Source organism: Delftia lacustris, from assembly GCF_040267515.1.
GTDB lineage: Bacteria > Pseudomonadota > Gammaproteobacteria > Burkholderiales > Burkholderiaceae_C > Comamonas > Comamonas tsuruhatensis.
On the sequence record NZ_CP141274.1, the window covers coordinates 4985413 to 4999451 of the forward strand.

Below are 14039 nucleotides of genomic sequence, written 5' to 3' on the forward strand. Positions count from 1 at the left end.
ATCGCGCACAAGCGGGCCGTTGCCGAACCGGCATTCCCGCTCAGCGGCCCGCTTCCTGGGCCTGCACCAGACACTCCCGCAAGGCCTGCGCCACAGGCCCGAGCATGCGATCGCGCCGCTGCAGCAGGCCCAGCGTGCGCCACACATCGGGCGCGGTCAGCGGCACGCCGCAGACCTGGGCATGGTCCTGGCGCAGGGCCAGCTGGGGCACGGCGGCCAGGCCCAGGCCCGCTTCCACCAGGGCCAGGGCGCCCGTGACGTGGTTGCATTCGTGCCAGGCCACGGGCTGCTCTGGCAGGCCGGCCATCACCTGGTCCAGCAGCAGCCGGTTGCCGCTTTGGTGGGAGACGGACACCAGGCGCTTGCCCGCCAGCTCGGCCCATTCCACCTGGCTGCGCCCGGCCCAGGCATGGCTGCGCGGCATGGCCAGCACATAGCGCTCGCGCGTGAGCGCCTCAAAGCGCAGCGACGGCTCCTGGCTGCCCGTGAAGCTCAGGCCAAAGTCCGCCTCCCCGCGCAGCACGGCCTCCACCACCTGGTGCGCGCTCTCGTCGATGACGTGCACCTGCACATCGGGCTGCTCCACGGCAAAGGATTTCAGTACCGGGGGCAGCAGATTGGTGGCCACCGAAGGCACGCAGGCAACCGTCACCCGGCCACGGCGCAGCTTGACCTGGTCATCCACGCGCTGCACGGCCTCGTCCAGGCCGGCCAGGGCCCGGCGCGCCTCCTGCAGGAATTCATGGCCTACCTCGGTCAGCTTCACTTGCCGCGTGGTGCGCTCCAGCAGCCGCACGCCCAGCACCGACTCCAGGCGCTCCACGCGCCGGCTCAAGGCAGGCGGCGACAGGAAAAGCGCTTCTGCGGCCAGGCGAAAACTGGCCTTCTCGGCCGTGGTCACGAAGGCGATCAGCTCCCCCATGTCGAATTTGATGCGCTGCATGCAACAGTCCCTCCAAAAGTTGCAATTCACAGAATAGCAGCCCCTGCATAGGATGGCGCCCTTGATAACGCTGCCCCCTGCGGGCAGGCAAGACCAACAAACGGAGACGACATGCACCAACGCAGACTGATCGCGGGCGGCGCCCTGGCAGCCCTTCTTTCCCTGGCCGTGGGCGCTGCCCAGGCCCAGGACTTCCCCCCCAAGAAACCCGTGGTCATGGTGGTCGGCTTTGCTGCAGGCGGCTCGGCCGACATTGCCGCGCGCATCATCGCCAAGAAGCTGGGCGAGAACATCGGCCAGAGCGTGGTCGTGGAAAACAAGCCCGGCGCGGGCGGCAACCTGGCCCACACGCAGGTGGCCAATGGCCCGTCCGACGGCTCGGTGCTGCTCTTCGGCTCCATCGGCCCGCTGGCCATTGCGCCGCACTTCATGAAGATCGGCTATGACCCGCTCAAGGACCTGGCCCCCATCACCATGGGCGTGAACTTTCCCAACGTGCTCGTCGTGCCGGCCGCCACCGGCATCAAGACCCTGGGCGAATACGTGGCCAAGGCCAGGCGCGAACCCGGCAAGCTGGACTTCGCCTCCACCGGCCCCGGCTCCGCATCGCACCTGGCCGGTGAACTGCTCAACGATGTCGCCAAGATCGACACTCTGCACGTGCCCTACAAGGGCGGCGCGCCCGCCCTGCAGGATGTGCTGGGCAACCGCGTGACCTCCTTCTACGCAGCCCCGCCCACGGCCCTGCCCCACATCGAATCGGGCAAGCTCATCCCGCTGGCCACCACGGGCCTCACGCGCCCGGCCTACCTGCCCAACGTGCCCACCGTGGCCGAAAGCTTCCCCGGCTTCAACGCCACCAACTGGTACGCCTTCGTGGCATCCGCCAAGACGCCCAAGCCCTTGCTGGACCGCTGGAACACCGAGCTGGTCAAGGTGCTGAACACCCCCGAAGTACGCGACAACCTGCTCAAGCACGGCCAGACCGCCGCCCCGGGCACCCGCGAGGAACTGGGCCAGTTCATTGGCGCCGAGCACGCCAAGTGGGGCCGCATCATCCGCGAGCGAAAAATCACCGCCGATTGATTCCCTCGCCAGCCGTTAGCCGTTCCCCAACCATAAAAAACCAGGAGACAAACCATGACCGCCATCCGTTCCACCCCCCTGCAGTCCTCCGTGCCATCCACCCTGCGCCGCCGCACCCTGGGCGCGCTGCTGGGCGGCGCCCTCAGCCTGGGCCTGGCCCTGGGCGCTGCCGCGCCCTCCACCGCCGCCGCAGATGAAATCCGCGTGGTCACCTCGGGCGGCTTCTCTGCCGCCTACGACCAGCTGATACCCCTGTACGAGCAGGCCACGGGCCACAAGGTCGTCACCTCGCGCGGCGCCTCCATGGGCAATGCGCAGGACTCCATTCCCAGCCGGCTGGCGCGGGGCGAGCAGTTCGACGTGGTCATCCTCGCCGACTCGGCCCTGGACAACCTGGCAGCGCAAGGCAAGGTGGAAGCGGGCAGCCGCGTGGACCTGGCGCGCTCCATGATCGGCATGAGCGTGCGCAAGGGCACGCCCAAGCCCGACATCAGCACCGTGGACGCGCTCAGGCAGACCCTGCTGGACGCCAAATCCGTTGCCTACTCGGCCAGCGCCAGCGGCACCTACTTGGCCAACGAACTGTTCCCGCGCCTGGGCGTGGCCGAGCAGATGAAGGGCAAGGCCACCCGCATCCTCAGCGAGCGCGTGGGCGCCGTGGTGCTGCGTGGCGATGCGGACATCGGCTTCCAGCAGGTCAGCGAACTGCTGCCGTTCAAGGAGCTGGAATTCGTCGGCCCCCTGCCCGATGAAGTGCAGCAGCGCGTCTTCTTCTCCGCAGGCGTGGCCACCGGCGCCAAGAGCCCTGACACGGCGCGACACCTGATCCGCTTCCTGGCAGCCCCCGCCGCTGCGCCCATCGTGCGCAGCACCGGCATGGAGCCGGCGGCCAAGCCCTGACGGCAGGCCCCCGAGCCCTCAAGGCCCTCTAGGCTCTCTAGGCACTCAAGGCCCTCGACACACAGGGGGCCTTCCCCCTCCCCGGTTCGACCTCCATCCAGCGGCGCTGCAACGGCACTGCTGCGGCATGCCGCTGCCCAGCCCTATCACCCTCGCCACACCCATGAACACCAAAACCCTGGTGCTGATCACCCTTGCCGCCGCACCGCTGTCGGCCCTTGCGCAATCCAGCATCACGCTCTACGGCATTGCCGATACCGGCGTGCGCTACACCAGCGGCCTCACCGCTGCCAACGCGGCCAGCAACACCTCGGGCGCCGCGCTGTCCAGCGGCGTCAACACCACCAGCCGCTTCGGGTTTCGCGGCCGCGAAGACCTGGGCGGCGGCATGTACGCCCTGTTCAACCTGGAAACCGGCCTGAACCTGGACACCGGCACCACCGCCAACTCCAGCAAATTCTTCGACCGCGCGGCCATCGTGGGCCTGGGCGGCAGCTGGGGCCAGATCACGGCCGGCCGCCAGACCAACCTGCTGGCAGAGGCCATCAGCCCCGTGGACCCCGTGGGCATGCGGTTTGCCTCCTTCAACCCCAACATCGCCACCGCCGCGCTCAGCAGCCACGGCCTGGGCGTGGAATACGGCAGCGCGGGCGCCACCACCGGCTCGTACCGGCTGGACAACTCGGTCAAGTACACCGGCCGCTTCGGCGGCCTCACCGCCCGCGCCATGTACAGCTTTGGCGAGACGGCGCAAGGCGGCTCCGCCCGCTCATCGGCCGGCGCGGGCCTGGCCTATGGCACGAAGACATGGACCGTCTCCGGCGCCTACCAGCGCTTCAAGACCGCAGACCAGTGGGAGCTGAAAGCCGCCACCCTGGGCGCCAGCTACCAATGGGACAAGCTGCGCCTTGCGCTGAACACCGCGCGCAGCGACGGCCAGACCAACGCCACCACCGCCCGCACCGTGCAGCGCGTGCACTCGCTGGGCGCCACCTGGTCCGCCCGCAGCACGCTGGACCTGACCGCCGCCCTGTACCGCGTGGAACGCGAACGCAGCGGCCGCGCCGCAGACGGCTACACCCGCGCCCTGCTGTTTGCGGAATACAAGCTGTCACGCCGCAGCAAGCTGTATGCGGAACTGGACCGCACGCATTGGAGCGGAGGGTTTCAGGGCGGGCAAAACAAGGATGTGGCTACGGGGGTTACTGCTGGGTTGATGCATAGCTTCTGAGGGGCGCTGCGAACACTCGCCCCATCGCCAGCTCAACCGCCCAGCTTTTTGAAAGGCGTGTCGGAAGTGATCCAGCCCTTGCCCTGGGGGCAGATCACTTCCTTGTAGCGCAGCTCCTTTTCAAAGCTCCACTGCTGGCCGAATGCGCAAAAGTCCCCTGCGTTGAGGACAAATGCCACTGTCTGCGGTTGGCCCTTTTTCAGCAGAACATCGACGCTTTGCCTCGCTTCCCACCGGCCATTTGGCGGCTGGCTGCAACCCAGAGTTGCCAGCAACGCCGTGATCGCTGCCCCTCGCAGTAGGTTTTTCATCAACTGCATTTCTTGTGGTTGTCGCGCGAAGACTTTCGAGCGACGGCTTCAGGCTGGTTGACGACGTTCAGCGGCGACAACCCAACGACGGCTATCGACCCGTTGCAGTCGTTCGTCGCGGGCCTGTCGGTGTCGGCTTTGCGGCGGTTGCGGTCTTCCAGACTTCGCCGTCGAACGCGCACTACCGGCCATCAGCAGTCGTACCCCACTAAGCCGCGAGCGACCGCTGCGGAGAAGAGCCGCCGCACAGGCCCCCTGCTCCGCACGAGCAGCAGCGCGCTTGGTGCATCAAGAGACGCGAATCGAGGCTGAATGCTGCGCGGGTGTTGTCTGTTTTCAAGACCGGACAGCAGTCTCGACCAAGACACTCGGCGCCATGCGTCCCCGCCAGGTTAAAGCCGCCCCTCCAGATGCTCAGGCGCCGAGATGGTGCGCATCCACTTCACCGACTCCACCTTCCAGCCTGGCTCACGCTGCATGATTTCCATCACGCCTGGCAGATGCGCAGCGCCATACGTGACGTAGATTTTCGGGCGCTTGTCATCCAGCAATTGCCTTGCAAGGTGGCGATTGCGGAAGTCGAGCACCACCGGGTCCAGGTCCCCGCCGCCGCCCTGGCCGGAACGGCGCATCACATAGGTCATGAACCCGCGGCACAGTGTGCCGGCGAGCGTGACCTGCCGCTCATCGCCAGACTTCTGCCATTCGATCACACGCGCCACGACTTCCGATGAATCGTCTTCAGCGTCGGTGGCTTGCTGCACTTCACGTTGGCGCATCGCTGCCGCGAAGGCTGGGTCGCTCTGCACCAATCTGTCGTACTCCTGCTTCATCGCTCGCGTGTCCACGTCCATGGTCACGTGCCGTTCGGGGTGGGCCTTGGCATCAGCCACCACCGGCCCGAAGTAGTCGATCTGGTAGGCGAGACCGCAGTTCTGGCCGAGCTCTCGGTAGCTGTCGCCAAGGTCTTTACCCTGGGTCAGGACCTTCTTGAACCAGGCGTCGGGTTCCGGATCGCTGTTGGCCACGCCCTCGTAGGCCAACACATAACCGTCGGCTAATGCCTTCTCAAGGTCGTAGACGATGGTCTTGAAGAACCGCTCGGCACCCACGTGCTGCATGCCTTGCAGCACGACGGTGCGGGGTCCGTTGGACATGGTGACGGTGGGCACGATGGCTGGACGTGTCTCCGTCATGACGGCAAGGACATACACCGGTGCTGCCGCCAATCCGCACAACAAAAACCACAATCCGACGGTGCCATGCAGCCAACTTGCAGCCCAGGACCGTGCCCTGGACGAACGCGAGATCCGCCGCCAAGTCCAGACCAGCGGAACCGCGATCAGCGCGGCTGCTAGTAGCAAAGCAGGCAGCGAGAGCCAACTCGCACCGAGAAGGATCGGCAGGCCCGCCACGAAACAAAGCACAAGCACTGCCCACAGCAATGTGGTCAAGCGGATTGACAGCGTGCTGCGCACAGGGCCGCTGTCGGTTGTAGGGGTGGAGGCCTCCATCTTCAGAACTTGCGGCCCGCGCCCCAGTCTCCCTGGTCGCATTTGCCGACAAAGCCGGGCTTGTCCTTGATCTCGACCATGCCGGTACGCCGGTCGATGTTCACGCTGAGCCTGTTGAGGCCGTTGACCTGATAGCGCGCCGTGATGCGGTCGGGCGACATCTGCACATCCTCCAGCTGCCACCAACCGTCGACGCCGCCGGAATGCAGGGGCGGAATCATCTTGTCGCTCAGGTGGATGCGTCCCCGGCCATCGCGGAACTCGAACTGCACGCCGGTCTGGAACTGCTCGTTCGCAGACTCCACGCGCTGCGTGGGCTCGTAGTGCTTGCGCCTGTCGTTCCACTCGTAGCCCGAGTGGCTGGAGAACACTGCATGCTCGCCCTGACCGTAACAGATGAGTGTGAGCGCGTCCGGCTGGTGCGGGCGCGGCGGTATGTCGCCTGCCACGCCTCCAGGACGACAGTTCTGCTCAGGGATGCGGTTGATCGACGCGTAGCGGCCATCGTCGGTGGAAATCGCCACGCAGGCACGCTGCGCGTCGCTCCACCAGAAGGTCCAGGATTGTTCCCGCACGCGGGTGGCGCGCACCTGCTGGTAGCCACGCGCCTGCATCTGGGTTTCCCCGCCGGCGCCGCGCGCGCCGACAAGATCGGCAAGGTCCGGCGGGGTCTGTGCCTGTGCTGTCGCAACGCACAGCGTCGCAAGAAGTCCAACCGTCAATATCCGGCTTGTCATATGTCACTCCGTTCTGTCGGCATGATGCCATTCTCGCCGCAGCGGGTGCGGTTGCTCAATGACAGCAATGTCGCGAGACGGTGATTTACAAAAGCTGGGCGACCGGCCAAGCCGGTTGATCAGTTCCAAGGGAGAGCCAAGCGCTTGGCTCTGCGACTGCCATATCCCAAACGCATGCACAAAGCATTCAAGTGTCCGCGACGGATGAAAGAGTCAGCCACCAAGCAACGACAGACTCAGAGCTTGGCCCCAACCCATATGCCTCTGCACCAGGCCCTCTGCCTTCCCGGCAATGACGATATCCGGGTGCTCGCTTTTATCAGCGTTGTCAGCCACTGCATGCCAAACATCGCCCACCCGCTGAAAGCGCCGCACAAGCATCTGCCCTTCCCACGCGAATGCATAGACGCTGCCACGGCGCGGCGTTCCATCCGCACGATTGAGCAAGAGCACGGCCCCATCCCGGATCGTGGGCTCCATGCTGGTTCCTGCCACATGGACGAGGGCCGCGTTCACCGCACTGACACCAACTGAGCGCAAAAAGTCGCGCCGGAACTGCAATGCGCCAAGCTCCGCCACAAGAGCGCTCCCAACATCCGAGTCTTCGGTCACGCCGACGCTGAGTTGCGAGACCTGAACGAAGTCGCTGTGTTCTTCATCCCCGTCAAGGGAATATTTCGGCAGGTTCAGCGCCTCTTCTATCTCCCGCGCCAGCTTCGCGCCTATTGGCTTTCTCCCTCTCAAGCGATCAGACCAATAACTCGATGTCCGGCCAAGTCGATTGATCAACTCCAAAGGGGAGCCCGAGTTGTCGCCCTTCCGACTGGTCCTGCCCAAGCGCAGGCAAAAGGCATTCAAGTTCGCACAACGGATATTTGACGTGTCGCTCATGGGTGTACTTGAGCCCACGAATTACACCAAAGGGTGTTAACAAGAAGCGATTCCAACGATGCAATGGCGATTGATCGTTTCTGTGAATGCACGCTTGCCCTTATTCCATGCACATCACCCACCACTTCACCCCCGGCCTGCGCTTCGCCGCACGCTGGAAGTACGCCGCCCGCGCGCCATCGGGCCGGGCCTGTTGGTCGGGGCAGCCGGATGCGGGCAGGGCCGATCCGCATGGCGCCTGGTGGTGTGTGCGGCGCTGCGCTGCCGTGCTGCGGCGGGAGATGTGGCAGTCGGTGGATCTGCCGCCAGGCATGCCCTTGCGGCCGGGGCCGGAAGATGTGGCGCTGGCTCTGCACGCGCTGATGCCGCGCTGGCAGGTGCAGCTCAGAGCAGGGGACTAGAGCTGACTGGATGTGGTGACGGCGGCGCAGCGGGATGTGTTGTGGGCGGTAGTCCGTATCTACTGGCAACGATGACCTAATTTGTCATTTGCTCAAGAGTTAATCTTGGGCAATCTTGGCACTCCCTTGGAATATTTTCAAATATCACATCATTTCCCACCATAATGCTATTCATTGGCGGTTCAAGATACCAATATATTGAGCCATTCAGCCAAAGATCCACCACAGCGCTTTCAGAAATAAGTCTACCTGTTTTTACTTCATAAAGACGCACAGTCATGGGCATTTTCATCTGGTGATAAATCAGTTTCTGGGCTAATGGCACGTAATAGTACTCAACCCTGTAAACACCGCGCGGGCTGATGCTCTCACCTTGTTTCTTTGGTATCATGAACAGCAAAAGCAATACCGTAAACACTACCATCCCCAGGATGATAAATATCCATTTTTTACTATATTTAATTTTCACAAAATTATCTCCTGAGGATGATTTATTTTTACCCCAGAGCCATTCCCATGACATGACGCCACGCTATTTCGCAGGCGATGCCCTTGGATTCATCAGCATTGCACCTTTTCAAACCCTGCAGATCAGCAATGGTGGAATTCTTCGTCTGCTCAAGACGATCCACCACGGGGGCAGCACCTACCGCAAGTTCCTGTCCTTGTACCCCGAAGTACGCTGCGAGCCGCTGGACTCGCTGTATTTTCTTCGCACCAGCCTCAATGCCTTTGACAGATCGCTGCTACACGATCTGCTTTTTTGCTACGGCTGGCGAGAGTCCAACTGGGGTGCACTCCTAGCGGCGCTGGCCCCAGCCCCTGAATACCGCGCCATGCTGGAGGACCGCCGCCCCAGCCTTCCATACGCAAGCCGGATCGTCGACTTGGCACTGGCAGCATGCGGCCACCCAGTGCCTGAACAATTGGTGGAGCACCAACATCTCCTGACCTCGATCAGGTCCATGCTAGACGAGCTACCTGCTGCAAGAATTCCCTTGCGCCCATCCCTCAATGCCGCCATGGAAAGCCAATACATCCGCGAGGCCGAGCACATCAGAAACATCTACCGGATGCACGGCACGGATGCCGCAAAAAAGCAGATGACGCAAGGAGTCATTGGCTACTATGGAATGAGCCATAGATTGTGGGTGGCAAACGGGGGCCGTGCCTATCAGCCAAAGTAGTACTCCCATCACCATGCCGCAAGAAGCATCTATTGCAACTTCCCTAGGACTCTCACCACCGCAATTGCGCCGTGGAACCTACAGACCCCGGTTGCCCAGAAGCACGCCAAGAAAGCTCTGAACGCCGAATATTCATCGGGCAGCAAGCGGTATGGGCATGCCAGCAAAGCATCGCTCCGATACCTGGCGACGGTACGGCTTGCAGGCGGCGGGTGACTCAGCCCTGCAGCTCCAGCACCGCCATCCGGTCATACAGCGTGGCCCGCGAGATGCCCAGCTGGCGCGCCGTGGCCAGTTTGTTGCCGCTGTTGGCGGCCAGGGTGGCGGTGATGGCCTTGCGCTCCAGCTCGGCCACCTGCTGGGCCAGGGGGCGCAGCAGGTCGGTGTCGGCGGGGCTGTTGTGGGCAGAGGACGGGGCGGGTGCAGTCTCTGGGCCGGGCGCGGGGGCGGCGGGTTCCACGCCGGATGAGCGCAGCACTTCGCGCAGTTGCTCTGCGTTGATGGCGGTGTCTTCGCTGCGCATGGCGGCCTGCTCCAGCACGTTGCGCAGTTCGCGGATGTTGCCGCGCCAGGTCTGGCCGGCCAGCAGGGCCAGGGCGTCGGGCAGCAGTTCGGGCGGGGGCATGTCGTTGCGCAGGGCCAGTTCTTCGGAGAGGACTTCGACCAGTGCCGGGATGTCGCGCCTGCGTTCGCGCAGCGGGGGCACGCGGATGGGCAGCACGTGCAGGCGGTAAAAGAGGTCTTCCCTGAAGCGGCCGTCGCGCACCATCTGCGGCAGGTCGCGCGAGGTGGCGGCGACCACGCGCACGTCAAAGCGCACGAGCTGGTTGGAGCCCAGCGGTTCGATCTCGCCTTCCTGCAGCGCGCGCAGCAGCTTGGCCTGCAGGTTCAGGGGCATGTCGCCGATTTCGTCGAGGAACAGCGTGCCGCCGTCGGCCAGCCTGAATTTGCCGTCGCGCGGCTTGCGGTCGGCGCCGGTGAAGGCGCCGGGGGTGACGCCGAAGAATTCGGCCTCCAGCAAGGCGTCCGGCACGGCGGCGATGTTGACGGTGACGAAGGGGCCGCCGCTGCGGGCCGATGCGGCGTGGATGGCATGGGCCAGCAGCTCCTTGCCGGTGCCGGTCTCGCCCAGCAGCAGCACGGGGCTGAGCGACTGGGCCGCGCGGCGCGCCTGGCGCTTGACCTCCACGGCCGCCGGGCTGCTGCCGACAAAGCTGGCAAAGCTGTACTTGGCGCGGCGCTCGCCCTGCACGGCCACGCGCAGGCTGCGGTTGCGCTGGGCGGCCAGCTCGCGCCGGGCCTCGTCCAGGTCGCGTTGCAGAACGGCGAACTTGCTGATCAGGGGCTGCAGCGTGGTCTCCGGCTGGTCGAACAGCACGATGCCGATGGCACCGATGACCGCGCCCGCATCGTCCTTGAGCGGGATGCGGCTGACCACGAAGGTGCCGGCACGGTTGGTGAGCAGGTCGATGAGCACGGGCTCGCCGGTTTCCAGCACGCGGCGCATGCGGGTGTTGGGAATGACGTCCTCGACCATGTGGCCCAGGAACTCATCCACCGAGGCCACGCCCAGGTCGGGCAGGAAGCGCTGGTAGCCCTCGTTGACCCAGACGATGCGCCCCGCCCTGTCGGCCAGGAACATGCCCTGGCTCATGGTGGAGAACAGCTGGAACATGGAGCGCGCTGCCAGCGCGAGGATGCCGTCGGCATCGAGCGGCAGGGGCTGGACCAGGGTGGGTGTGGGCGGCATGGATGGCATCCTAGCCGAGTCGCCCCTGCCAGGCTGCGGCACTCAGCCCTGCTCGATGGCGACCTGGGTGCAGATGGCGCTGCACATCTGCGCAGCCTGCTCGTTGGCGATGAAGTAGTAGATGCTGACGCCTTCGCGGCGCCGGCCCAGCACGCCGGCCTGGTACAGCGTGTTCAGGTGCTGGGACATGTTGGGCTGCGTGGTGGCGATGCTGGCGAGCAGCTCGGTCACGTTCTTCTCGCCATTGCACAACACGCTGATGATCTTCAGGCGCACGGGCGCCGCCATGGCACGGAACAACTCCGCAGCGCTCTCGAAAACGCTGTCGTCGCTCAGGTCCATGCTGTCATTGCGGCTGTCCATAGGCGTCTGTCATCCTGGTATACGGCGGGAGGGCAAGGGGGCCGGCATGCTTTGCCGCCCGACCGGGCTAGTTTATAGCCCGCAGGGCGGCAGCGCAGGCTCGGTGCGGCTTGATGGAAGGCAAGCCGCCCTGTCATCGCTCAGAAATCAACCGTGGCCGACAGCATGAAGGTGCGCGGTGCGCCCAGCCCGAGGCTAGTCCACAGTGGCGTGGCCCAGTAGGCCTTGTTGGCCACGTTGGTGATGCTGCCGCGCAGCGTGAGCGGATGGCCGGCCGCCGTGGTCACGTAGCGCGCGCCGATGTCGAACACGGTGCGGCCCGGCACGGACAGCGAGTTGTCGGCATTGATGTACTGCCTGGAAGCCTTGGTGGCGTTGGCCGTCAGCGTCAGGCCCTGCACGGCGGGCAGGTCCCACTCCACGCCCAGCTTGCCCTGCAGCCTGGGCACGCCCGCCGCCAGCTTGCCCTGGTTCACGCCGCCTGCCGTGCGGGTGAGCTTGGGCTGTACGTAGGCAATGCCGCCCATCAGGCGCACGCCCGTGGCCACGTTGCCGAAGAAGCCCCATTCCACGCCCCGGTTGCGCTGCTCGCCGCCGAAGGAGAAGACGTTGGAGACGGGATCGGTGTAGCCGTTGGGCCGCTGGATCTCGTAGAGGCTGAAGGTGTGGGCGAAGTCGCCCAGGTCCAGCTTCAGGCCCAGCTCCTTTTGCCTGGATTTGTAGGGAGCAAACACTTCGCCCGCGTTGGCCGCCGTCATGGGTGCGGTGGCGCCCTGGCTCAGGCCTTCGATGTAGTTGGCGTAGACCGAGACACGCTCGCTGGCCTTCACCAGCAGCGCGGCGGCGGGCGTGGTGGCGCCTTCGTCATAGCGCGCGGTGCGCGCGCCCGTGGCCACGTTGAAGGTGTCGCTGAGCACCTGCTGGCGGCGCAGGCCCAGGGTGAGCTGCACGCGGTCCTGCGCAAAAGACAGGGTGTCGGCCACGCCGATGCTGGTCAGCCGTAGTTCGGTGCGCGAGATCGGGGGCGCGTTGAAGCTGGTGGCCGGGCCCCAGATGGGGTGGTAGATGTTGGTGATCCAGTCCTGGGCCAGCACGTTGCGGCGGCCGAACTGCTTGTCGGTATGCGTGTAGTAGGTGGCATTGAGCGCCCACTGGTGGCCCACGCCGGCCGTGTTGAACTTGCCCTTGAGGCCGGCCTCGGCCGACTTCTTGTCCATCTCGAAGCCCAGGTCGGCCAGGTTGGTGCGGTAGTCGCCGGCCGTGTTGAAGACCTGGATCAGATAGGCGCCCGTGGAGCGGTACCGGGTCTTGCTGGTGCCCACGGCGGCATAGGCCGTGACGCGGTCGCCCAGGTCGAGTTCGCCGCGCACCATGGCGCCCTTGTCCTTGGTGTCGTAGAAGGCCCAGCTGGGGTTGAGCAGGGTGTCGGCCTTGGGCGGCCTGGGCACGGGCAGGCCTGCGGCCAGGTTGATGCCGCGGTTCAGGCCGTCGGTGCGGTCCTCGCTGCTGTACAGGTCGGCCGACAGGCGGGCACGGTCGCCGCGCCAGTCCAGGCCCAGCGAGGCCAGCCGGGTCTCTTTTTCCTGGTGGTTCACGGCGCCGTCGCCGTCGCGCAGCACACCGTTGAAGCGGATGCCGAACTGCTTGCGCTCGCCGAACCGCCGGCCCAGGTCGATGTGGGCGCCCAGCTGCGCATCCGACATGAAGGAGGTGGTCAGCCGCGTCAGCGTCTCGTCGCCCGCGCGCTTGGGCACGAGGTTGACCGTGCCGCCCACCGAGCCGCCGGGCGGCATGCCGTTGAGCAGGGCCGAGGGGCCCTTGAGCACGTCCACGCGCTCGAACATTTCTGGCGATGCGCGGTAGAACGGCGCCACGCCGAACAGCCCGCCAAAGGTCACATCGCCAATGCTGGAGCTGAAGCCGCGAATGGAGTAGTTCTCGCTGATGATGCCGGTCATGCCCGTGCTGAACACGGTGGGGTCGGCGGCCGAGATAACGTCGGTGATGTCGCGGGCCTGGCGGTCGGCGATGAATTTCTCGGTGTAGCTGATGGTGTTGAAGGGCGTCTCCATGAAGTCCTTGTCGCCCAGCAGGCCCATGCGGCCGCCTGTGGAGACCTGGCCGCCGGCATAGGCTTCCGGCGCCTGCTGAGCCTGTGCGCGCACGGTGACGGCAGGCATGAGCACGCCGCCGTCCACGGGCGCTGCCGCGTTGCGGTCGCGGCCCAGGGTATAGCTGCCGTTGGCTTCGCGCAGGGCGCGCAGACCCTGGCCGCGCAGCAGCTCGGCAAAGCCTTCGGCCACGCTGTAGCTGCCCGACAGGCCTGCGCTGCTGCGGCCTTGCAGCAGGCTGGAATCCACCGTCAGCTCCACGCCGGCCGATGCGGCAAAGGCGTTGAGCGCCTGGCCCAGCGGGCCGGCCGGGATGCTGAAGGCGCGGCGGGCCTCGCCGGGTGCCGCCCCGGAGGCGGCTCCAGATGCGGCCCCCTGGGCAGCCGCCTGCGCCAGCGCGGACGGCATGGCCACGGCCAGGCCCCCCAGTGCCAGGCCCGCCATGCAGAGCATGTGCACGGCGATGGCCGTGTGCCTGCAGGCAAAGGCCGGGTGCGGCAGGGCGCGCGATGCGCCGTTGTGCGCGGGACGGGATGGATGGCGTAGTGCCATGCGGGACTCCTTTCGATTCGGGTAGGCGTTGGGTGTTTCACCTTGTCTTCCGAACGAAAACG

At 65.4% G+C, this 14039-nt stretch carries 14 protein-coding genes; 5 read left to right on the top strand and 9 right to left on the bottom strand.

Annotated features, from left to right (window positions below):
- Window positions 1-40 precede the first annotated feature (40 nt).
- On the bottom strand, window positions 41-943 hold the full coding sequence (locus tag U6958_RS24355; protein ID WP_016449615.1) for a LysR family transcriptional regulator: 903 nt from the start codon (window positions 941-943) through the stop codon (window positions 41-43).
- A gap of 111 nt (window positions 944-1054) precedes the next feature.
- On the opposite strand from U6958_RS24355, the gene U6958_RS24360 reads away from it, so the two are divergent.
- The 3 genes from U6958_RS24360 (at window position 1055) to U6958_RS24370 (ending at window position 4160) form a co-directional block, all read left to right on the top strand.
- Window positions 1055-2029: a tripartite tricarboxylate transporter substrate binding protein gene (locus U6958_RS24360; protein ID WP_074923848.1), complete on the top strand. Its 975-nt coding sequence runs from the start codon at window positions 1055-1057 to the stop codon at window positions 2027-2029.
- Between the two features lie 54 nt (window positions 2030-2083).
- A complete protein-coding gene (locus tag U6958_RS24365) occupies window positions 2084-2929 on the top strand; it encodes a substrate-binding domain-containing protein (RefSeq protein ID WP_047327059.1) in 846 nt (281 codons plus the stop codon).
- Between the two features lie 127 nt (window positions 2930-3056).
- Window positions 3057-4160 carry a porin gene (locus U6958_RS24370; protein ID WP_047474943.1) on the top strand — a complete coding sequence of 368 codons (1104 nt, stop codon included), beginning with the start codon at window positions 3057-3059 and terminating at the stop codon, window positions 4158-4160.
- A 32-nt stretch (window positions 4161-4192) separates the two neighbouring features.
- Here the strand turns inward: U6958_RS24370 and U6958_RS24375 are convergent, their stop codons facing one another.
- The 4 genes from U6958_RS24375 to U6958_RS24390 form a co-directional block, all read right to left on the bottom strand.
- Window positions 4193-4471, bottom strand: a complete 279-nt coding sequence (locus tag U6958_RS24375; RefSeq protein WP_143044700.1) for a hypothetical protein — start codon at window positions 4469-4471, stop codon at window positions 4193-4195.
- Between the two features lie 392 nt (window positions 4472-4863).
- Window positions 4864-5985, bottom strand: coding sequence for a hypothetical protein (locus tag U6958_RS24380; protein ID WP_244160577.1), 1122 nt, complete (start codon window positions 5983-5985; stop codon window positions 4864-4866).
- A gap of 2 nt (window positions 5986-5987) precedes the next feature.
- Complete coding sequence (locus U6958_RS24385) at window positions 5988-6722, bottom strand: hypothetical protein (RefSeq protein WP_074923843.1); 735 nt, start codon at window positions 6720-6722, stop codon at window positions 5988-5990.
- Between the two features lie 213 nt (window positions 6723-6935).
- Complete coding sequence (locus U6958_RS24390; protein ID WP_208607089.1) at window positions 6936-7613, bottom strand: LexA family transcriptional regulator; 678 nt, start codon at window positions 7611-7613, stop codon at window positions 6936-6938.
- Window positions 7614-7720: 107 nt separating this feature from the next.
- On the opposite strand from U6958_RS24390, the gene U6958_RS24395 reads away from it, so the two are divergent.
- Window positions 7721-8014, top strand: a complete 294-nt coding sequence (locus U6958_RS24395; RefSeq protein WP_244160576.1) for a hypothetical protein — start codon at window positions 7721-7723, stop codon at window positions 8012-8014.
- A 76-nt stretch (window positions 8015-8090) separates the two neighbouring features.
- Here the strand turns inward: U6958_RS24395 and U6958_RS24400 are convergent, their stop codons facing one another.
- Window positions 8091-8483 carry a hypothetical protein gene (locus U6958_RS24400; RefSeq protein ID WP_350337287.1) on the bottom strand — a complete coding sequence of 131 codons (393 nt, stop codon included), beginning with the start codon at window positions 8481-8483 and terminating at the stop codon, window positions 8091-8093.
- Window positions 8484-8535: 52 nt separating this feature from the next.
- Between U6958_RS24400 and U6958_RS24405 the strand changes: the two genes are divergently transcribed.
- Window positions 8536-9201: a hypothetical protein gene (locus tag U6958_RS24405; protein ID WP_016454040.1), complete on the top strand. Its 666-nt coding sequence runs from the start codon at window positions 8536-8538 to the stop codon at window positions 9199-9201.
- A 217-nt stretch (window positions 9202-9418) separates the two neighbouring features.
- Here U6958_RS24405 and U6958_RS24410 read toward each other — a convergent pair whose 3' ends face one another.
- From U6958_RS24410 to U6958_RS24420, 3 genes are all read right to left on the bottom strand, one after another.
- Window positions 9419-10951: a sigma-54-dependent Fis family transcriptional regulator gene (locus U6958_RS24410; RefSeq protein ID WP_074923840.1), complete on the bottom strand. Its 1533-nt coding sequence runs from the start codon at window positions 10949-10951 to the stop codon at window positions 9419-9421.
- Between the two features lie 42 nt (window positions 10952-10993).
- A complete protein-coding gene (locus tag U6958_RS24415) occupies window positions 10994-11314 on the bottom strand; it encodes a metalloregulator ArsR/SmtB family transcription factor (protein WP_074923837.1) in 321 nt (106 codons plus the stop codon).
- Between the two features lie 140 nt (window positions 11315-11454).
- Window positions 11455-13977 (bottom strand): TonB-dependent receptor, encoded by a 2523-nt coding sequence (locus U6958_RS24420; protein ID WP_074923834.1) that lies wholly within the window; start codon window positions 13975-13977, stop codon window positions 11455-11457.
- Window positions 13978-14039: the final 62 nt, after the last annotated feature.

Excerpts from the sequence above, each read along its gene's own strand:
- U6958_RS24355 (WP_016449615.1), bottom strand. The coding sequence starts at position 943 with ATGCAGCGCATCAAATTCGACATGGGGGAGCTGATCGCCTTCGTGACC.
- U6958_RS24360 (WP_074923848.1), top strand. The coding sequence starts at position 1,055 with ATGCACCAACGCAGACTGATCGCGGGCGGCGCCCTGGCAGCCCTTCTT.
- U6958_RS24365 (WP_047327059.1), top strand. The coding sequence starts at position 2,084 with ATGACCGCCATCCGTTCCACCCCCCTGCAGTCCTCCGTGCCATCCACC.
- U6958_RS24370 (WP_047474943.1), top strand. The coding sequence starts at position 3,057 with ATGCCGCTGCCCAGCCCTATCACCCTCGCCACACCCATGAACACCAAA.
- U6958_RS24375 (WP_143044700.1), bottom strand. The coding sequence starts at position 4,471 with ATGAAAAACCTACTGCGAGGGGCAGCGATCACGGCGTTGCTGGCAACT.
- U6958_RS24380 (WP_244160577.1), bottom strand. The coding sequence starts at position 5,985 with ATGGAGGCCTCCACCCCTACAACCGACAGCGGCCCTGTGCGCAGCACG.
- U6958_RS24385 (WP_074923843.1), bottom strand. The coding sequence starts at position 6,722 with ATGACAAGCCGGATATTGACGGTTGGACTTCTTGCGACGCTGTGCGTT.
- U6958_RS24390 (WP_208607089.1), bottom strand. The coding sequence starts at position 7,613 with ATGAGCGACACGTCAAATATCCGTTGTGCGAACTTGAATGCCTTTTGC.
- U6958_RS24395 (WP_244160576.1), top strand. The coding sequence starts at position 7,721 with ATGCACATCACCCACCACTTCACCCCCGGCCTGCGCTTCGCCGCACGC.
- U6958_RS24405 (WP_016454040.1), top strand. The coding sequence starts at position 8,536 with ATGACGCCACGCTATTTCGCAGGCGATGCCCTTGGATTCATCAGCATT.
- U6958_RS24410 (WP_074923840.1), bottom strand. The coding sequence starts at position 10,951 with ATGCCGCCCACACCCACCCTGGTCCAGCCCCTGCCGCTCGATGCCGAC.
- U6958_RS24415 (WP_074923837.1), bottom strand. The coding sequence starts at position 11,314 with ATGGACAGCCGCAATGACAGCATGGACCTGAGCGACGACAGCGTTTTC.
- U6958_RS24420 (WP_074923834.1), bottom strand. The coding sequence starts at position 13,977 with ATGGCACTACGCCATCCATCCCGTCCCGCGCACAACGGCGCATCGCGC.